We start from the raw sequence: 18,131 nt of genomic DNA, 5'->3' as shown, positions 1-18,131 counted from the left end.
ACCCCCTGAACCCCCGCGGAACGGCACGAAGGCCGCGCACCCCCACCGGTGCGCGGCCTTCGTCGCGGTCAGGTCGAGAACAGCATGCCCACCCAGCTGCGCTGCCGGTGGTGGTGGCCGCCGTAGTGGCCGCCGCCGTGCGGGGCGCCCCAGGCGGGGCCGGGGGCGGGGGGCGGAGGAGGAGACGTGTGGTACTGGGACTCCATCCGGGTGAGGGTCTCGAGCTCGCCGTAGTCGAGGAAGATCCCACGGCAGTTGTCACACTGCTCGATGTGAACGCCGTTGCGCTCATAGGTCCGCATGTTGCCGCGGCACTTTGGGCACTGCATCTAGGTCGCTCTCCTTGGCTTCGAGGTCTCAGGGTTGAAACCTACCGCGCGCAACCCCGTCACGCTCGGACGATTCTGTTGCACGATTCGACCAACGAATGTTCGACCTCGTCCAGTTCCCGGCCGTCGCGCTCGGCGTTGACCACGGCCACGGCGGCGAGCTGGACGGTCAGCGCCCTGGCGGGCACGTCGAGCCGCCGCCACGGGTCGTCGCCCCGGCCGAGCGCGGGCCCGCCGGAGGCCAGGTAGGCCCCCAGGAACCGCTCCCAGACGGCCGGATCGAGCAGCCCGGCGGCATACCAGGCGGCGGGCCTGGCCAGGTCCCACGCCGGGTCGCCGACGCCCAGGTCGTCGACGTCGATGAGCAGCCAGTGGTCGCGGTGGACGAGCTGGCCCAGATGCCAGTCGCCGTGCGTGAGCAGGCCGGGCAGCGGGTCGGGCTCGGGCAGCTCCTTGAAGGTCCGCCTGATGAGCTGCTCCACCGGGCCGTCGCCGCTCATCCGGCCCACCGCCCTGGCGGCCCGCGCGGGCCCGCCGGCGGCGGGAAGGCCGGGCAGCAGGGTGAGCGGGACGGCGTGCAGCCTGGCCAGCAGCCTGGCGCCCTCCTCCCAGGGCGCGGAGTCCGGATCCTCCTGCGCGACGGGGCGGCCGGCGGGCCAGACCGTCACCGCGCGGCCCGCGACCGACAGCACCTCGGGGTCGAGCGGGGCCAGCATCACGCCGGTCACCGCCGCCGACGCCGCGCCCCGCAACCGGATCCGCAACGACTCCACGTCGTCGCGCCGCGAGTGGGCCTTGACCACGACCTCGCCCCTGCGTAACACCACGACGTCCGTGCGCGTCGGATGCAGCACGGGCTCGCCCGCTCCTCCGTACGCCCCGGCGATCCCCGCCAGCTCCTCCTCCAGACCCACTCGTACAGAGTATTCGGCGGTATGGGCGGTGCATGCCGCCGGACGCGATCGACGGATCGGACCAAACCCCCGACCAGACCCGCGGTGACGGCGGCCCGCCCATGTTCGGCGTGTGCCATCGTGTGCCAGTCGATGCCCGCGGGTGCCGCCCCTCGCGGAATATGCGCGGAACGATCTTGCCGTCCCCCGCGGCTCCCTATGCAGGGGTGCCGGAGTGACGCGGAAGGCTGGCGGGGCCGAAGTCCTGTCGCCCTCGAACCCGCTCGTCCTCGCGTCCGTGCCGCGCGGGATGCGCCGTCCCCCCCACCAGCAATCGTTCCTGCGCGCCCTGCGAGAGGACCCCGACATGCCGGCCCTACGCTACGACGGGTACGGCAACCTGCTCCGCGTCGCCCAGGTGATCGCATGGGTGACTGACTGGACGACCATGCGCTCCCGGCCGACGATCGCTGGCTTCTGCGAGCGCACTGGCCTGTCCAAGGCGACCGTGAAGCGCTGGGTCAGATGGCTGCGTGAGCACGGCTGGCTCGGCGTCGTCGAGCAGGGCTCCACTGTCCGCAACCGGAAAAGCCCTTCACGATGTAATGTGCTGTAGCACTCCGCCATTGCCTCTTGGAAAGGAGTGAAGCTCAAGAAGCTTGCCCCGTCGAAAATGGCTCTTCGCGAGAAATGTACCCCATCGAAGCGAGTCTCTGCGTTCCTATCCAGAGGGTTCCACGCTCAAAAGTTGATTCTGTGAAGTAAGTTCGTCCGGCGAAGTTGCTTTCCATGAACGAGGCTTCGTCCATGTGGTGCGATTTGCCGAACTGGGCATCGCCTTTGAATGTGGCCTGATCGAAGCTGCATTGACTCCAAAATTTCGCGTGGTGGTGGTGTACGCGACGGCCGGCGACTACGCGGCCTACACCGCCAAGACTGCCCCGGACGGGATCGAGGCGTCGTTGGCCCGCGCCAGTGAACGGATCGACGAGCTGCTTATCGGCGCGATGTACGCCACCGACGAGCAGGACATGCCGACCGACCTGAAGGAGCGGGACGCCGATCATGCGTGCGACGTGCGCGCACGCCGCATGGATGATCGCGACTGGCGACCCGTACGGTGTGGCCAGCGCATTCAAGGACATCCAGATCGGTTCGGTGCGGCTGGGGCGGGCCGGTGGCGGTGAGGCGGATCCGGCCCGGCACGCGCCGGACGCGTCCGCATACCGCAGGGTTGCTGTCGGCGGGGTACGCGTTCGACACGACGGCCTGGTGATGCCTGATGCTCCTGACTGGCTACTCAGGCATGAGGTCATGATCGAGCCGTTCGAGGGGGACGGCGCGTATGGGCCGATCTACGGCGCCGCGGTGACGGTGCGGTGCCTCGTCGATGATGTGACGGCACTGTTCTACTTGCTGCACGCCCGCGGCTATGGCCTGGCGCGGTATCGACGATTCGGTGTTCGAGAAGCCTTTAGAGGAGGCGCTGCGTGCCTTCCAGAAGGTGGCCGGACTGAAGGCAGAGGGCGAGTGTGGGCCGAAGACGTGGCCCAGGCTCCTGCGCATGGACTGAGCGGCGACTCAGAAATGGGTATCTTTGTCTGTTATCGCAACCTTTCGAACTTGCTCCGGTGTGATGCCTTTGACATCTCTCAGGTCGGCGCCGGTAAGGTCTGCACCGGTCAGGTTCGCGCCTGTCAAGTCTGCGCCTCTCAGATTGGTGGCGCCCAAAGTCGCCTCAAGCAGGAAGGCGTCGGTCAAGTTCGCGTCCTTCAGGTCGGCAAAGGTTAAGTCTGCGGCGTTCAGGTTCGCATTGGTCAAGTCTGCGTGTTTTAGGTCTGCGGAGAAAAATTTCGTGCCTTTCAGGCCCGCGTTGGCCAGATTTGCAGTTTGTAAGCTCGCAACGGACAGGTCTGCGGAAATAAGGTTGGCTCCAGATAGGTTCGTGCCAGTGAGGTCCGCGGCAGTTAGGTCCGCGCCAGATAGGCTCACATTGGGCAGATAGGCATGCTGCAGATCTACCCGGGCCCAATCTGCGCCTGCAAAGTCGGCAGTGGAAAGGCTGCGTTCCGGCAGGCCAGGGGCTTTTAGTATCCCAAGTACTCTCGCGGCAGTAGAAACGTCGGCGCCAGGCCGCCAGAGAGGTGTGGATCCGGACTTGGGTGAAGTTGGAGACGGGGATGCCTTGGTCTCTCCTTCTCTGTCATGACCTAAGATGAACGCCACCATAACCTGTGCAATAGTCGCGGCATCTGCCGGGGAATCTTTGGCAATTCGTTCTAGGGCATACAGGCCCCCCACCCTCACCTCTACCGACTTGTCTGAGCCGATCTGTTCGACGGCCTTCGTGTATCGGTCTGTAATCTGCTGCTGCTGGGTGGCTCTGAGGGTTTCCTGCCCTGTTCCCAAGTTCGGGCTGTGTAGATCAGGCCACCACCGGTAAAGATCAGTCCGAGCAGTACTCCGAGCGAGGTGAGGCGCTGCCATGGCCTCTCCCGGTGAGCGTCGTACAATTCTTGCCGTTTCTCCACTGATAAGGCGTTGAGCTCCTCTTGCGTAGGCGGAGGTACCCGGGCTTTCCGTCCCTGTAGCAGGCGTTGTTGTGTTGGGTGGGGCGGTGGTGGGAGCGGGGCTGGCTGTGGTGCAGCCCGGGCGAGCTTCCGGAACGTTCTTGTCACCCGCTTCGGAGTCATCTGCGCTGATGGCGTGCTGGCCGGTGGTGGTGCGGGAGGTGGCAGCCGAACGGTCGGCCCGTCGGGGGTGGTCACATTCGGGACGGTAACTGATATGTCCATGGCTGACTACGACTTGTGAGGCATCAGGTCGATGAGTTGACCCACGGATTCGCGAGCGGGCCCTGCCGGCGGTCCTGGCCGTCCTGCAGACGGTGAACGCCGACCTGGACCTCATCGCGTGGCTGCCCGACTGGGTGGAGTCGCTGACGATTCCGCTGCTGCCGGGCCTGATCGCGTACGTGTCCCGTTACGTGGCCAAGCACACCGCACGCCCGGACCTGCCGCCGGACCAGCGGTAGACCATCACCGCGATCCGTCTGCCGGCCAGGGCCCGACCTACTCGGAGTATCCATGACGATCATCAACAACGCCGACGACATCACGATCAACTGCGGCGGCGGCACTCCGTCGCCCGCTCCGGCCGTGCTACGGCGTGAAGACCTGTCCAAGCTGACGTGCGCGACCGTCCTGCCCGAGCAGGCCGACAGGCGGCCCTCGCTAGATCGGCAGATGGCGTGCGCAAAGGCCGCCCTGCCATCAGGCAAGAGCATCACGCACCTGGGCGTGCCAGTGGTGAGCGAAGCTCGTGGTGTCCCATCTCGCCAATCCCGCCTGGCCGTCTACAGCATCACGGGTGGGCTGACAGCCGAGACTGGCAACGACGCCAAGCTGTTCGACGGGACTGGATGGCGGTTCTCTCCGCCTGTGGCTCCGGTGCTGGCCGAGCAGGAAGACAGGGTGATCTGGCTGACCGCGCTCGTTCCCGCATACGACGTTCGGCAGCCGGCCCTTTCACGGTGAGCAGCCCGGTCTCTGTCTTCCCCGACCTCTACAACGTGAACGGCCTCCGGACGTTCACTCACCCCAACCTCACCCAGCTCCCGGCGGATGTCGGCGGAATGGGCGCGTGGGTGGCTCGTCTCGTTCTTCCTTGCAGGTTGAAGGCTCCTACAGGGCGCGGATTCACGTCGGTCAGACTAGAGGGCATGAGGATCGGTTTCGCAGTGCCCCAGTCAGGCCCATGGGCGACCCCCGAGAACATGCGCCGCGTCGCCAGGAGGGCGGAGGAGCTCGGCTACCACGAGCTGTGGACGTTCCAGCGGCTGCTGTACCCGGTCGGGCACCCGATGGGGCCGACGTACCGCAGCGTGCACGACCCGCTGATCACGCTGGCCCACCTCGCGGGCGTGACGGAGCGGATCCGGCTCGGCGTGGCCGTCGTCAACGCGTACGTGCAGCCGGTCGTGCTGGCCAAGCAGCTGGCCACGCTCCAGACCGTGTCCGGCGGGCGGCTCACGGCGGGGCTCGGGCTGGGCTGGCTGCCGGAGGAGTTCGAGGCGGCGGGCGCCGGCATGGACCGGCGGGGACGCAGGGGCGAGGAGTTCGTCGAGGTGCTGCGCAAGGCCTGGGCCGACGACGTGGTCGAGCACCGCGGCGAGTTCTACCGGGTGCCGGCCTCCCACATCGACCCCAAGCCGGTGCCGGGGCCGCCGCCGATCCTGCTGGGCGGCACCGCCGAGGTCGCGCTGCGCCGCGCCGCCCGGCTGGCCGACGGGTGGGTGAGCTCCAGCAGGGAGGACCTGGCCGCCATCGCCGGGCGGGTGGGGCTGATCAAGGAGACGCTGGCGGAGTCGGGGCGCGACGCGGCCGCGTTCCGCTTCGTCTGCCGCGGGGTCACGCAGGTCCGGGAGGCCGGCGACCGCCCCTTGACGGGCCCGTACGACAAGATCAGGAGCGACGTGGACGCGCTGGCCGCCGGCGGCGTCACGGACGTCTTCCACGACCTCAACTTCGACCGCGAGTTCGTCACGCTCGACGCCAAGGAGGCGATGCGCCGCGCCGAGGAGGCACTGGAGGCGCTGGCCCCCTAGCTGACGCGCCATCCGCCGCCCCCATCCTGCGGCCTCCTCAATAGGTCCCGTTGCGGGCGGCCCTTATTCCCGCCGCCACGGCCGACCGCCTGCGTCTACTGCCGGCACCGGATCAAGCGCATCGGGGCCAAGAGCGTGTGAGCGCCGGGCCGACACGGGGGTGCGCGTTCGGGGGAGCTCGCCTGCCGGTGTCAGGCGTTCGCTCGGCGGAGGCGTTCGGCCTCGGCGTGCACGGCCGGCGAACCGACCTCGACCACCGGGGGCGAGCGGCCGGGCACACGGGATCCCGCGCCCGGCCAACCGGGCCTGCGCCGCGACACACGACGCGGCCCGGCCGTCATCGGCGCGGCCTCATGGCGACATGCTCGGCCTGGCCGCACGTCCGCCTCGGCGACCCGGCGCGGGTGGCCGGCCTTTACCCACGGCCCACGCTCAAGTGCCTCGCCGAGCGGGTCAGGGCTGAATATTGATGAAGGGGTCCCAGCAGTAGTAACCCTGCTTCTCGCCCTTGTGATTGAGAATCATGAAGCTGAAGTTGTAGGTGACCGTCCCCGTGTCCAAGATCTCGCACTCCCAGTAATAGCTGTTGATTTTCTGGGTGGTGGGATTCAGCGGGTCGTGACTGTTCGGCTGCGGCTCGCTGAGAACCACCGACCTCGGCGTGGGGGTGCTGATCAGATCCTGTCCGGCCAGGGAGTTGAATTTGTAGAGGATTCCGGTGTACTCGGAGTTCAGGGACAGCGTCGTCTCGCGCCACCTGATGACGTCCATGGGGGAGGCGTTGATCGTCAGCTCGCTGCCCGGTGTGCTCCCGAGCTGGTTCTGCCTGGTGGTCATGTAGATCAGGTTGCTGCTGTCGGGGATCGACGTCGGCCCGTTCGGATCGTTGTTCCTGCCGAACCTTTCGAGAATGGTTTCCGCGTCGATGGCGATGAGGACGTTGATGAATTCCGACATGCAGAAAATCTCCCTGTCGTGTCGACGAAAAGGACCGTAAACCGCTGGACGAATGCCTCCACAATTATCGTTGACGTCAAATGCTGTCAAGACTGCATAATGTAGCCCAACTAAATCGTGTTATCGCGTAACGCTTCGCCGATGCGATGAGCCCACTTCGGTGCCGATCACTGTCGCCGAGCATCCGAGCGAGGGCGACTCGCCACGCGTGGCCTGGTGACCGGAGGACGGCGAGCGGTCATGGGCGTAGCCGCCGAGTCGAGTCCGGTCGGCGCAGAAGTTCGCGTAGCGCCTCGCGTAAGGGGACGAAAGCGCGGAGGAGGTCGGTGACGGCGGGCGGGATGCGGGCGGCAGCCTGAAGGATCAGTACGGTCGCGCCGATCGTGGTGAGGATCGTGGCCGTCATGGCGAACCGGAAGACGCCTCCAGCGGAAGGGCTGATGGTCGACCCGGCCAGGATCAACGGTCGTGCGGACCTGCACGCGGTGTTGCGCCGGTTGTCCGAGGAGTTCGAGGGCGGCTACCTGGACGTGGCCGCCGCGGCGGGCACCGGCGTGGCGACCGTGCGCGACATGGTCAGCGGCAAGAGCTTCCCGCGGTGGACGCCCCTGCGCAAGGCGCTGGGCGCGGTCGGGATCATCGACGCCGACACGGGCGCCTGGAAGCAGGCCCGCACCGACCGCGCCGCCCACGGGTGCCCGTACCGAGGGCTGGAAGCCTTTCATCAACGTGGCGGATGCCGGCCGCATCGACATCGAGTCCTACGACTTCGCGGACAAGCAGGGCTTCCTGGCATCGGCAGACGAGGGGAAGACCCTGTTGAGGAGCCCCGTGGGCGGCGGGCGGGTGGAGCTGTTCCGGCTCGATCCCGCACTCTGGCAGCGTCATCGGGACGACGTCCTCGGACGCGACCTGAGCGAGGACGAGCGACGCGGCCGGCCGCCGGAGCCGCCGGACGTCATATGCCCGCCCTGATGAACGACTTCCTCAGGAACGCTGGCCCCAGCCGCCGTAGGGGACCGTGATGATCTCCAGGTTGTGGCCGTTGGGGTCGGACCAGTAGAGGCCGCGGCCGCCGTCGTGGGTGTTGATCCGCTCCGGCTGCGTGTGGTGCGGATCGGCCCAGTACGTCAGGCCGCGGCTCTTGATCCGGTCCCAGATCTGGTCGAACTCCTCCTCGCTGACCAGGAACGCGTAATGCTGCGGCACCACGGCCTCACCCGCCTGGACGACGTCGAGCGAGACGTCGTTGCCGAGCGAGACGACGCGGAACGGCCCGTACACGGGCGCGGGCTCCAGGCCGAGCACGTCCACGAGGAACGCGGCGGTCTCGTCCCTGTCCTTCGCCTGCACGACGGTGTGGTTCAGCTGGACGGACATACCTGCAGGCTATGTCAGGGGCTGCAGCTCGCGCAGCCGCAGCGCCTCCCCGGCCACCGCGTGGCGCAGCTCGCGGATGCCGTCCCGTCCCCGTACGGGGTGGACGGCGTTCGTCAGCAGCACCACGGTCAGCCCGCGGGCCGGATCGACCACCAGCGAGGTGCCGGTGAAGCCGGAATGCCCGAAGGCCCCGCTCAGGGGCCCCACGATGGCCGGATCGCCGATCCGCACGCCCAGCCCGTGGCGGAAGGCGGCCCCCTCGGCGCCCTGGTCGCGCAGCATCTCGGCCACGCTTTCCGGGCGCAGCACGGCGTCGCCCTGCCCGATCGCGGCCAGCCGCAGCGCCTCGCCGAAGGCCAGCAGGTCCCCGGCCGTGGCGAACAGCCCCGCGTGCCCCGCCACGCCGCCCAGCGCGTACGCCGTCTCGTCGTGCACCTCCCCGCGCACGCAGCCGGGCCCGGGCCGCTCCGGCTTCCACTCGGTCGCGGCCACCCGCGAAAGCGCGGCGGCCCGTGGAAGCGTGGCCGGCCCTGGAAGCGTGGCCGACCGTGACGGCGTGGCGGGCCGGTAGCCGGTGTCGGGCAGGCCGAGCACGTCCGTGACCCGGGCGCGGACCAGCGCGCCCAGCGGCGCGCCGCCGGCCAGCTCGGCGACCCGGCCGGCGATGACCAGGCCGACGTCACTGTAGAGGTACGGGCCGCCGACCGGATGGGCGATCGGCGTGCGCAGCATGGCCTCCATGCGTTCGGAGGCGTCCGCGCCCGGCAGTTCCAGGTCGATGCGGCGGGTCGGGGGCAGACCCGCCGTGTGCGTGAGCAGGCGGCGCGGCGTGGCCCTCGGGTCCAGCCCCGGTATCCAGGCGGCCACCGGCTCGTCCAGGCCGACCGCGCCCTCCTCGGCCAGCGAGAGCAGCACGGCCGTGGTGAAGAGCTTGCTGATCGAGGCCAGATCGAAGATCGAGTCGCGGCCGGCGGGCGGGCGCTGCGCGGCCAGGGTCCCCTCGGCGTCGGCGTAGCGTACGAGCTCGCCGGTGGCGGCCGCGGCGGCCACGGAGCCGTCCACGGCGATCAGCGCGACCGCGGCCGGGCACACGCGCGGCACCGCGCCCGCCAGGACCGCCCCCAGCCGGTCGGACATCCCCGTTCCCCTCAGCCGCTCAGCGCGTCGCTGAGGCGCTCCCCGTGCGACTCCAGCAGCGCTCGTGCCCCCTCCGCGTCGAGTCCGTGCTGGATCATCAGCACGGCGATCTTCGCCTGCCCGCCGGCCGCGTCCAGCGCGGTCTCGGCCGTCTCCAGGTCGGCGCCGGTGATGTCGCTGACCATGCGCAGCGCGCGCCCGGCCAGCTTGTTGTTCATCGCCGACATCTCGATCATCTTGTTGCCGTAGGTCCGGCCGAGCTTGACCATCGAGATCGTGGAGATCATGTTGAGCACGAGCTTCTGGGCCGTGCCCGCCTTGAGCCGGGTCGAGCCGGTCACCACCTCGGGTCCGACGACCACCTCGATCGCGTGCTCGGCGGCGGCCGACAGCGGCGCGCCGTCGTTGCACGACAGGCCGACGGTGAGCGCGCCCAGGGAGGCGGCCTCGGCCAGCGCGCCCAGGACGAAAGGAGCCCGGCCGCTGGCGGACACGCCCACCACCGAGTCGAGCGGTCCCACCTGCAGGTCCTTCAAGGCGGCGGCGCCCGCCTCGGCGTCGTCCTCCGCTCCCTCGACCGACCGGGTGAGCGCGTCGGGCCCGCCCGCGATGATGCCCTGCACCAGTGACGGATCGGTGCCGAACGTGGGCGGGCACTCACTGGCGTCGAGCACGGCCAGCCGGCCCGACGTGCCGGCCCCGACGTACAGCAGCCGGCCGCCCTCTGCCATCCTGGCGGAGATCGCGTCGATGGCGGCCGAGATCGCCGGGATGGCCACCGCGACGGCGGCGGGCACGGCGGCGTCGGCCTGGTTCATGAGCCGGGCGATCTGATCGGTCGGCAGCCGGTCGATCTGGCTGTAGCGGGGATCGCTCTGCTCGGTGGACAGCTCGGGTAGCGGATCAATCATGACGCTAATTTCCACCCTCTCCTTCACACTTGTAAATATCTTTCAGACAATGGCTTTCATGCCACACGTACGCACCGGAGCCGAACGGCTGGCCGTGGATACCGCACTCGCGGGCGGAACCCGCCTCGGCCTGATCACGAACCCCACCGGAGTCCTGCCCGATCTCACTCCCACCGCGGACGCGCTGCTGGCCGCGGGCGTGAACCTGACGGCCCTGTTCGGCCCCGAGCACGGCATGCGCGGCACGGCCCAGGCGGCCGGCAGCGAGGCCGACACCGTGGACGAGAGGACCGGGCTGCCGGTCTTCGACACGCACAAGCTCGAGGGCGAGGCGCTCGACCGGACGATCGCGGGGTCGGGCGTGGACACGCTGGTGTTCGACATCGCCGACGTGGGCACGCGCTTCTACACCTATGTCTGGACGATGTACGACCTGATGGCCTCGGCCGCCCGGCTCGGGCTGAGATTCGTGGTCCTGGACCGGCCCAACCCGCTCGGCGGGACCGTCCAGGAGGGGCCGGAGCTCGACCCGGCGTTCGCGAGCTTCGTGGGCCGCTTCCCGCTGCCGGTCCGGCACGGCAGGACGGCGGGGGAGCTGGCCAGGCTGTTCGGGTTCGATGTGGACCTGCGCGTGGTCGAGATGGAGGGCTGGCGGCGCGACATGACGTTCGCCGAGACGGGGCTGCCCTGGGTGATGCCCTCGGTCAACATGCCGACCCCGGACACCGCGCTGGTCTACCCGGGCACGGGCCTCTTCGAGGGCACGAACTTCTCCGAGGGGCGCGGCACGACCAGGCCGTTCGAGCTGGTCGGCGCCCCGTACGCGGACGCGCGGTTCGCCCCGGCGCTGGCCGCGCTGGACCTGCCGGGCGTGCGGTTCAGGGAGGCGTGGTTCACGCCCACCTTCCACAAGCACGCGGGCGTCGCCGTGCGCGGCGTCCAGCTCCACGTGCACGACCGCGAGGCGTTCAGGCCCGTCCTGACGGGCCTGTCCATGCTGTACGTGGCCCGCACCCTCTACCCGGACGACCTGCGCTGGTGGGGCCCCGACCTGTTCATGGACCACCTGTGGGGCTCCGACACCCTGACCCGCAGCCTGGACGCCGGCGAGGACCCCCGGGGCCTCTGCCCGCCGCCGGGAAAGCCGGAAGGACGACTCATCTACGACTGACATCACGCCAGATCGCGCCGGTAGAGCCAGAAGACGCGTTCCGCTCGCGCGCCCACGGCGTGCGAGTAGAACCGCAACGGCCCCACCCACCCGATCTGGGCGCTGGACTGTCCAGCGGCCCGCTGGTCGGCCAGGCACCTGCGCAGCAGCACCCGTCCGACGCCGAGCCCGCGGGCGTCCGGGGAGGTCCCCATGGGCCCGAACCAGCCCGGCCGGGCGCCCCAGGCGGCGAAGCCCAGGACGTGACCGTCGCGCTCGGCGTAGTGCAGGCCGGCCGCGTGGGCGGCCTCCCAGGCCCAGCGCTCGTTCCACTGCTCCCGGACGAACGCGGCGACGTGCGCGCGGGCCGGGTGGTCCGCGGTGTCGCCGGCCGCGTGCACGCGCACGCCGGACCGCTCCAGCCGCGGCAGGTCGTCCTCCACCGACAGGTCGGTGCTCAGGTCGGCCGTCATGTTCCAGGCGATGTCGTAGCGCTCGTAGCCGAGGCTCTCGGCCAGGCAGGCGGCCGCGGTGTAGCGTACGTCGATGCCCGGCCAGAGGTAGCACGGCGGGTTGCCGGCGAAGCGCGTCTGCCGCGCGCCCTGGCCCCTCAGCCACTCCTCGGCGGCCCGCACCAGCGCCCGCCCGCGCCCCCGCCCCTGCGCGGAGGGGTGCACGGCCAGCAGGTCGATGTGCCCGACCGCCGGGTCCGTGGCCGACAGGGACGCCATCACCACGCCGCCGTCGGTGGCCAGCGCGCTCCAGCGCCGCTCCGCGGGCGGGCGCGACAGGTAGCCGACCAGGCGGGCGGCCTCCGCGGCGTCCAGCGTCAGCGCGGCGGCGGCGACCTCGGCCGCCTCGGCGAGCCCGGACCCGCTGACGGACCCTGAAACGGCCCCGGTGGCGGACCCTGCGGCGGGCATGAAGGCCCGCACGGCGTGGGACATCACACCTCGCTCATCGGGCGGGCGATCACGCTGCGGCGCTCGGGGTAGAAGCACGCGTGCTCCTGCGGCACCCCTTCGGTCAGCTGCAGCAGCGGCCGCTCGCTCGTGCACCGCTCGCCCCTGAACGGGCAGCGACGGGCGAACAGGCAGCCCTCGTCCGCCTGGCTCTCGTCCAGCGACTCCAGCGGCGTCACCGGCTGCTCGCCGGGCTGCTCCAGCCCGTGCAGCACCGGGATCGCCGACAGCAGCGACTGCGTGTACGGGTGCACGGGGTCGGCGATGACCGTGTCCACCGCGCCGCGCTCGACGACCTGGCCGCGGTAGATGACGTACAGCTCGCCGTCGTCGCCGATGTAGCGGGCGGTGGCCACGTCGTGCGTGATGAACAGCACGCTCACGCCGAGCCGCTCGCGCAGGTCCTTCAGCAGCGCCAGGATGCCCAGCCGCAGCGACACGTCGATCATCGATACGGCCTCGTCCGCGACGAGCATCTCCGGGTCGACGGTCAGCGCGCGGGCGATGACCACGCGCTGCCGCATGCCGCCGGACAGCTGGTGCGGGTAGCGCGACAGCACCGTGCCCGGGTCGAGGCCCACCAGCGACAGCACCTCGGCCGCCCGCTCCTCGACCCACGACCGCGACCGCCCGGTCTGCCCGGCCCGCAGGGACAGCGGGGCGAACAGGGTCTGGTGGATGGTCCTGGTCGGGTTCAGGGCCGAGTACGGGTCCTGGTGGATCAGCTGGATCTTGCGGAAGTGCGGCTGGCGCTGCTTCGGCTTGAGCGGCGACATGGAGACGCCGTCGATCAGGATCTCGCCCTCGTCGTACGTCTCCAGCCCGGCGATGATCCGGCCCAGCGTGGTCTTGCCGCACCCGGACTCGCCGATGAACGAGGCCGCGCCGCCCTTCGGGATCGCGAAGTCCACGCCGCGCAGCGCACGCACCTCGCGGGCGCCCAGCATCTTGCCGCGCTGCTTGAACGTCTTGACGACGCCGGTCCCAGTGATCATGCGAGCTCCTTCACGTTCGCGGTCACGGCGTGGCAGGCCACGATCCGCGACCCGTCGCCGGCCGCCAGAGGGTCGACGGTGTCGCACACGTCCATGCGCAGCGAGCAGCGCTCCCTGAACACGCACCCCTCCTTCGGCACGGTCGCCAGCGTCGGCGGCCGGCCGGGCAGCGCCCTGGCCTCGTCGATGTCGCCGACGAGCCGGGGGATGGCCTGGATCAGGCCCCTGGTGTACGGGTGCCGCGGCGAGCCGAGAACCTCCCTGGTGGGGCCCTGCTCGACCAGCCGCCCGCCGTACATGACGGCCAGCCGGTCGGCGACCTCGGCCACCACGCCGATGTCGTGCGTGATGACGAGGGTGGTGAGGCCGCGCTCCGCGTGCACCTCGCGGACGATCTTCAGGATGTTGGCCTGAGTGATCATGTCGAGGGCGGTCGTCGGCTCGTCCAGCACCACCAGGTGGGCGTTGAGGACCAGCGCCAGCATGATGCCGACCCGCTGGCGCATGCCGCCGGACAGCTCGTGCTGGTGCGAGTCGAGCACCCGGGCCCCGTCGAGGCCCATCCGGCCCAGTAGTTCCTTGGCCTCGCGCACCAGGCCGCGCAGGTCGTCGACGCCGTGCGAGCGGCCCAGGTCGAGCAGCTGCTTGCCGACCGTCTTGAGCGGGTTCAGGGAGTTCTGGGCGGCCTGGAACACGTACCCGATGTGCTTGCCCCTGGCCTTGCGCAGGTGCTCGCCCTTCATGCCGACCACGTCGCCGAGCCCGTCGATCTCGACGCTGCCCGCCGCGATCCTGCCCGGCGGCTGGACGGCGTTGAGCAGCGACAGGGCCATCGTCGACTTGCCCGAACCGGACTCGCCGACGATGCCGGTGATCGTGCCCGGCTCCAGGGTCAGGGTGACGTCCCTGACGGCGGGCAGCTCGCCCGCGGGGGTCTTGTAGACGACCGTGAGGCCGTCGATGCGCACTCCCGGCGCTGTCCGAGTCAGGTGGCCTCCGGACACCTGACTCAGAGTGCTGTGTCCGATGGTGCCCTCGTTTCGCTCGGTCACTGCTACTCCTCCCGCAGCCGGGGGTTGAAGATCTCGTCCATGGCGTCCACCACGAGCACGATGGCCAGCGTCAGCAACAGGATCGCCAGCAGCGGCCCGATGAGGAAGCCCAGCGCGCTCGGCACCTGGAGCGCGCCGGAACGGAACACGGCCGTGTTGAGCATCTGCCCCCAGTTGTTCGACTCGTACGGCAACACGCCCAGGAAGAACAGGCCGACCTGCGCGTAGACGCCGCCGGTGACCGCGATGAGCATGTTCATCGCGATGTACGGCGCCATGCTCGGCAGCAGTTCCTTGCCCACGATGTGCGTGGTGGGCAGGCCGAGCCCGCGCGCCGCCTCGATGAAGCCCCGCTCGCGCAGCGACAGCGTCTGCGAGCGCACCGCCCGCGCCACGCCGCCCCAGCCGAGCAGCCCCAGCACCAGGCCCATCTGGATCGCGCTGCTGAACTTCCACACCGTGGACAGCACCAGCAGCAGCGGCAGGCCGGGGATGGTCAGCTTCATGTCGGTGAGCCGCATGAGGACGTTGTCCCAGCGGCCCCGCTTGAAGCCGGAGAACAGCCCGATGCCGGTGCCCACGACCACGGTGATGACCGCGGTCACCAGGGCGGCCAGCAGCACGTACCGCGACCCGGTGACCACCAGGGCGACCACGTCCCTGCCCTGGTCGTCGGTGCCGAGCCAGTGCTGCCAGCTCGGCGGCCTGGTGATCTGGGTCGGGTCGAGGGGCAGCTGCGCGGGATAGAACATCGGCCCGAACACGCCCATGAAGACGAACCCGAGCACGAGCGCCACACCCACCATGCGGCTGGGCTTGCGCTTCATCACCCGCCAGACGCCCGCCCAGAAGTTGCGGCGCATGGCGGCGCTGGTCGAAGAGGTCTCGAGCAGGACACTCATGACGACACCTCCTCCCCGCTGCGGACCCGCGGGTCGATCGCGGAGTAGAACAGGTCGGCGAGGATGTTCGCCACGATGATGGACACCGTGATCAGCAGGAACGCCCCGCCCATCAGCGCGTAGTCACGCATGGTGATGCTGTCGAGCAGCAGCAGCCCGAGTCCCGGATAGTTGAAGATCCGCTCGATGAACACCGCGCCGCCGAGCAGCAGCCCGAGCGACAGCGCGAGGATCGTGAACAGCGGCAGGATCGCGTTGCGCGCGATGTAGCGGAAGATGATCGACCGCTTCATCCCGCGCAGCTCCGCCGCCAGGATGAAGTCGTCGCCGAGCACCGTCACCACGCTCGACTTCATCGCCAGGATCCATCCGCCGTAGGCCGCCAGCGCGTACGTCAGCACCGGCAGCACCGCGTGCTGGGCCAGCGAGCCGATGTAGCCGGCGTTGAACCCGGGCTCGAACAGGATGTCCACAGGCCCGTCGGCCGGCAGGATCGGGATCAGCGTCGCGAAGACGGCGCTGAGCAGCAGCCCCAGCACGTACTGCGGGACGCCGTGCAGCAGCGATCCCGAGATGGCCAGGACGTCGCCGAGCTTGCCCGAGCGCTTGATGGCCGCGTAGACGCCCATCAGGATGCCGACCAGGAAGCTGAGCAGCGTTCCCGCCAGCACCGGTAGAACGGTCCACTTGGCCGCCTCGCCCAGCACCTGGGTGACCGGCGCGCCCGCGTGGGTGACCGACTGGCCCAGGTCGAAGCGGAGCAGGCCCGACATGTACTGGGTGTACTGCTCCCACAGCGAGCCCCTGGGCTGGAACCCGTAGAGCACGCGCGTCGCCTGCTCGGCTGCCTGCTGATCCATGCCCTGCTGGACCAGCTTCTGGACGTTCGCGGCCACCGGGTCGCCGGGGATGCTCCTGACGATGAAGAAGCTGATCGTGGCTACGACGAGGATCATGACGACCCCGCGGGCCAGGTGGCCCGCGAGTCGCCGTGCGATGACTACCATAGGCTCTTTCTCTACTGCTTCGCCTTGATGAGGCCCAGCTGGATCCAGACGCCGGCGTTCAGGCGGAGCAGGTCACTGTCCTGCTCCGGCCAGCCGGTGAAGCGGCTGGTGTTGGTGAACTGCGTGTTGACGTAGTCCCAGAGCTGGATGGCCGGCAGGTCCTGGTTGGCCGTCTTGGCGAGCTGCGCCATGATCGGCTTGGCCTGCTCGGGAGTGGCCGCGTTCAGCTTGGCCGTGAGCTCGCCCGGGTTGACCTTGCCCACGCCCTCGACGTCGATCTCCTCCGCGCTGCCCATCCAGTTGCCGGCCTTGCCGGGCGCGCTGTGCGCGACCTTGCCGGCGACGTTGGTCCAGCCGTTGGAGGCGCCGTAGAGGCGCTGGAAGATGTCGTACGGCGCGGGGCCGAGCGCCATCAGCCAGAGGCCGACGTCGTACTTGCCTTCCGCTATCTCCGACAGGTAGACGGGGAAGTCGGCGACGGTCACGACCTCGGCGTCCACGCCGCCGGCGATGAGCTGGCTCTTGATGTTCTCCTCGGCGGAGATCCAGTCGGAGAACGGCGCGGGCGCGTGCATGGTGAGCTTCCACGGCTTGCCGTCGGCCAGCGTCCACTTGCCGCCCGTCTTCTTCAGACCGGCCGCCTTGAACTCCTCCTCCGCCTTGGCCACGTCGTGCTTGTACGGGTTCAGGCTGGCCAGCTCGGAGCCGATCCACTCCTGGGCGGGCTTCTGGTGGATGCCGGAGGTCGTCACGGCAGGCGTGCCGCCCTCGGGCGAGGCCACCTTGGTCACCTGGTCACGGTCGATCAGGTAGGCCAGGCCGCGCCGCACGTGCACGTTGTCGTACGGTTTCTTCGACTGGTTGAAGGCCATGCCGACGGCCACCGGCGAGAAGCCCCTGATGACGTTGGAGCCGGGGGCGTTCTTGATCCGGGTCATGACGTCGGTGGGCATGGCCGTGAAGCCCGCCTGGTCGAGCTTGCCGGCGCTCAGGTAGTTCCAGATCTGCTCGTTGCCGTTGTAGTTGAGGAGCTTCACCTGCGCCGGCGCGACGTTCGCGGCGTTGTAGAAGTTCTTGTTCTTGACCAGCAGGGCCTCGCCCGGGTTCACCCGCTCCAGCGTGAACGGGCCGGCGGAGACGTCCTTCGGCGGCGCGAAGGCGAGCACCTTCTGGCCGATGGCGAGGATCTCCTCGCGGGCCTTGTCGGCGTCGGCGCCGGTTTCCCTGGCGGCCTTCAGCTTGTCCCAGAAGTCGGCCGGCAGCAGGCTGCTCCAGACGTGCGCGGGCACGACCCAGTTGTCCATGATGCCGCGGGCGAACTTCATGCTCGGGTTCTTCATGTCCTGGGAGACCTTGACGGTCTTCTGGTCGACCACCTGGACGTCGGACGCCACGCCCGCCGCGCCCGGCGTGACCGCGAACGCGGTGCTGCCGGTGGTGGAGGCCAGCCCGAGAGAGAGCTTGACGTCATCGGCCGTCACCGGCTTGCCGTCGGACCACTTGGCGTTCGGCTGGATGTGGATGGTGATCGAGGAGTTGTCGGGAGCGACCTCCCAACTGGCGGCGATACCTGGGTAGAACTGGTTGGGATCGGTCAGGTGGTTCTTGACCCAGCCCAGCTTCATCGCGTTGTAGCCCAGGAAAGAGTTGCCCTTGGGCGCCCATGGGTTGGCCGGGCCGCTCGCGTCGAGGCCGGGCTTGAGCACGTCGACCGTGGTGAAGAGCCCGCCCCCGCCGCCCGAGCCGCCGGAACTGTTGGTGGAACCACCGCTGCACGCCGCTGTCGCGGTGGCAAGGCCCAGCAACGCGACTACCGCTGCCAGTCGTTTCATTTGCCGCTCCGGGGAGTG

21 protein-coding genes are annotated in these 18,131 nt (G+C 69.5%); 8 read left to right on the top strand and 13 right to left on the bottom strand.

Annotated elements, in window-relative coordinates; all coding sequences use genetic code 11:
* Nucleotides 1-68 precede the first annotated feature (68 nt).
* Complete coding sequence (locus ACFKCF_RS36820; protein ID WP_394499926.1) at nt 69-329, bottom strand: zf-TFIIB domain-containing protein; 261 nt, start codon at nt 327-329, stop codon at nt 69-71.
* A gap of 59 nt (nt 330-388) precedes the next feature.
* On the bottom strand, nt 389-1,243 hold the full coding sequence (locus ACFKCF_RS36815; protein ID WP_394499925.1) for a phosphotransferase: 855 nt from the start codon (nt 1,241-1,243) through the stop codon (nt 389-391).
* Between the two features lie 214 nt (nt 1,244-1,457).
* Here ACFKCF_RS36815 and ACFKCF_RS36810 point away from each other — a divergent pair, with 214 nt between their 5' ends.
* The 3 genes from ACFKCF_RS36810 to ACFKCF_RS36800 all read left to right on the top strand — a co-directional run bounded on the left by ACFKCF_RS36810 (nt 1,458) and on the right by ACFKCF_RS36800 (nt 2,795).
* Nucleotides 1,458-1,838, top strand: coding sequence for a hypothetical protein (locus tag ACFKCF_RS36810; protein WP_394499924.1), 381 nt, complete (start codon nt 1,458-1,460; stop codon nt 1,836-1,838).
* A gap of 196 nt (nt 1,839-2,034) precedes the next feature.
* Nucleotides 2,035-2,409: a hypothetical protein gene (locus tag ACFKCF_RS36805; RefSeq protein ID WP_394499923.1), complete on the top strand. Its 375-nt coding sequence runs from the start codon at nt 2,035-2,037 to the stop codon at nt 2,407-2,409.
* A 245-nt stretch (nt 2,410-2,654) separates the two neighbouring features.
* Nucleotides 2,655-2,795: a peptidoglycan-binding protein gene (locus ACFKCF_RS36800; protein ID WP_394499922.1), complete on the top strand. Its 141-nt coding sequence runs from the start codon at nt 2,655-2,657 to the stop codon at nt 2,793-2,795.
* 8 nt (nt 2,796-2,803) lie between these two features.
* Here ACFKCF_RS36800 and ACFKCF_RS36795 read toward each other — a convergent pair whose 3' ends face one another.
* A complete protein-coding gene (locus ACFKCF_RS36795) occupies nt 2,804-3,631 on the bottom strand; it encodes a pentapeptide repeat-containing protein (RefSeq protein ID WP_394499921.1) in 828 nt (275 codons plus the stop codon).
* 478 nt (nt 3,632-4,109) lie between these two features.
* Here ACFKCF_RS36795 and ACFKCF_RS36790 point away from each other — a divergent pair, with 478 nt between their 5' ends.
* The 3 genes from ACFKCF_RS36790 (at nt 4,110) to ACFKCF_RS36780 (ending at nt 5,828) form a co-directional block, all read left to right on the top strand.
* The gene (locus ACFKCF_RS36790; protein WP_394499920.1) at nt 4,110-4,256 is read left to right on the top strand and encodes a hypothetical protein; all 147 of its coding nucleotides are present in this window, start codon (nt 4,110-4,112) and stop codon (nt 4,254-4,256) included.
* Nucleotides 4,257-4,308: 52 nt separating this feature from the next.
* Nucleotides 4,309-4,758 (top strand): hypothetical protein, encoded by a 450-nt coding sequence (locus ACFKCF_RS36785; RefSeq protein ID WP_394499919.1) that lies wholly within the window; start codon nt 4,309-4,311, stop codon nt 4,756-4,758.
* 185 nt (nt 4,759-4,943) lie between these two features.
* Nucleotides 4,944-5,828 (top strand): TIGR03619 family F420-dependent LLM class oxidoreductase, encoded by an 885-nt coding sequence (locus ACFKCF_RS36780; protein ID WP_394499918.1) that lies wholly within the window; start codon nt 4,944-4,946, stop codon nt 5,826-5,828.
* A 453-nt stretch (nt 5,829-6,281) separates the two neighbouring features.
* On the opposite strand, the gene ACFKCF_RS36775 is transcribed toward ACFKCF_RS36780, so the two are convergent.
* Nucleotides 6,282-6,785, bottom strand: a complete 504-nt coding sequence (locus tag ACFKCF_RS36775) for an inclusion body family protein (RefSeq protein WP_394499917.1) — start codon at nt 6,783-6,785, stop codon at nt 6,282-6,284.
* A 729-nt stretch (nt 6,786-7,514) separates the two neighbouring features.
* Here ACFKCF_RS36775 and ACFKCF_RS36770 point away from each other — a divergent pair.
* Nucleotides 7,515-7,760, top strand: coding sequence for a hypothetical protein (locus tag ACFKCF_RS36770; protein ID WP_394499916.1), 246 nt, complete (start codon nt 7,515-7,517; stop codon nt 7,758-7,760).
* Between the two features lie 12 nt (nt 7,761-7,772).
* Here the strand turns inward: ACFKCF_RS36770 and ACFKCF_RS36765 are convergent, their stop codons facing one another.
* From ACFKCF_RS36765 to murQ, 3 genes are read right to left on the bottom strand one after another with little or no spacing between them, the layout of a single operon-like run.
* Nucleotides 7,773-8,165 (bottom strand): VOC family protein, encoded by a 393-nt coding sequence (locus tag ACFKCF_RS36765; protein WP_394499915.1) that lies wholly within the window; start codon nt 8,163-8,165, stop codon nt 7,773-7,775.
* A 9-nt stretch (nt 8,166-8,174) separates the two neighbouring features.
* The gene (locus ACFKCF_RS36760) at nt 8,175-9,302 is read right to left on the bottom strand and encodes a serine hydrolase domain-containing protein (protein ID WP_394499914.1); all 1,128 of its coding nucleotides are present in this window, start codon (nt 9,300-9,302) and stop codon (nt 8,175-8,177) included.
* Between the two features lie 11 nt (nt 9,303-9,313).
* The gene (gene murQ / locus ACFKCF_RS36755) at nt 9,314-10,213 is read right to left on the bottom strand and encodes an N-acetylmuramic acid 6-phosphate etherase (RefSeq protein ID WP_394499913.1); all 900 of its coding nucleotides are present in this window, start codon (nt 10,211-10,213) and stop codon (nt 9,314-9,316) included.
* A 58-nt stretch (nt 10,214-10,271) separates the two neighbouring features.
* Between murQ and ACFKCF_RS36750 the strand changes: the two genes are divergently transcribed.
* Nucleotides 10,272-11,384, top strand: coding sequence for an exo-beta-N-acetylmuramidase NamZ domain-containing protein (locus tag ACFKCF_RS36750; RefSeq protein WP_394499912.1), 1,113 nt, complete (start codon nt 10,272-10,274; stop codon nt 11,382-11,384).
* 2 nt (nt 11,385-11,386) lie between these two features.
* Here ACFKCF_RS36750 and ACFKCF_RS36745 read toward each other — a convergent pair whose 3' ends face one another.
* Genes ACFKCF_RS36745 through ACFKCF_RS36720 form a run of 6 tightly spaced genes read right to left on the bottom strand, consistent with a single transcriptional unit; the run spans nt 11,387 to nt 18,113 of the window.
* Nucleotides 11,387-12,310, bottom strand: a complete 924-nt coding sequence (locus ACFKCF_RS36745; RefSeq protein WP_394499911.1) for a GNAT family N-acetyltransferase — start codon at nt 12,308-12,310, stop codon at nt 11,387-11,389.
* On the bottom strand, nt 12,310-13,320 hold the full coding sequence (locus ACFKCF_RS36740) for an ABC transporter ATP-binding protein (RefSeq protein WP_394499910.1): 1,011 nt from the start codon (nt 13,318-13,320) through the stop codon (nt 12,310-12,312). Before ACFKCF_RS36740 ends, ACFKCF_RS36745 begins: the two co-directional genes overlap by 1 nt.
* Complete coding sequence (locus tag ACFKCF_RS36735; RefSeq protein ID WP_394499909.1) at nt 13,317-14,372, bottom strand: ABC transporter ATP-binding protein; 1,056 nt, start codon at nt 14,370-14,372, stop codon at nt 13,317-13,319. Before ACFKCF_RS36735 ends, ACFKCF_RS36740 begins: the two co-directional genes overlap by 4 nt.
* 2 nt (nt 14,373-14,374) lie before the next feature.
* Complete coding sequence (locus ACFKCF_RS36730; protein ID WP_394499908.1) at nt 14,375-15,274, bottom strand: ABC transporter permease; 900 nt, start codon at nt 15,272-15,274, stop codon at nt 14,375-14,377.
* Nucleotides 15,271-16,281, bottom strand: coding sequence for an ABC transporter permease (locus ACFKCF_RS36725; protein WP_394499907.1), 1,011 nt, complete (start codon nt 16,279-16,281; stop codon nt 15,271-15,273). Before ACFKCF_RS36725 ends, ACFKCF_RS36730 begins: the two co-directional genes overlap by 4 nt.
* An 11-nt stretch (nt 16,282-16,292) precedes the next feature.
* Entirely contained in the window at nt 16,293-18,113 is a 1,821-nt protein-coding gene (locus ACFKCF_RS36720) for an ABC transporter substrate-binding protein (RefSeq protein ID WP_394499906.1), read from the bottom strand.
* Between the last annotated feature and the right edge of the window lie 18 nt (nt 18,114-18,131).

Origin of the sequence: Nonomuraea sp. JJY05 (assembly GCF_043496855.1) — a bacterium.
Taxonomy (GTDB): domain Bacteria; phylum Actinomycetota; class Actinomycetes; order Streptosporangiales; family Streptosporangiaceae; genus Nonomuraea.
The sequence above is the reverse complement of the archived record's forward strand: the minus strand, read 5'-3'. Positions and strand labels throughout refer to the sequence as shown.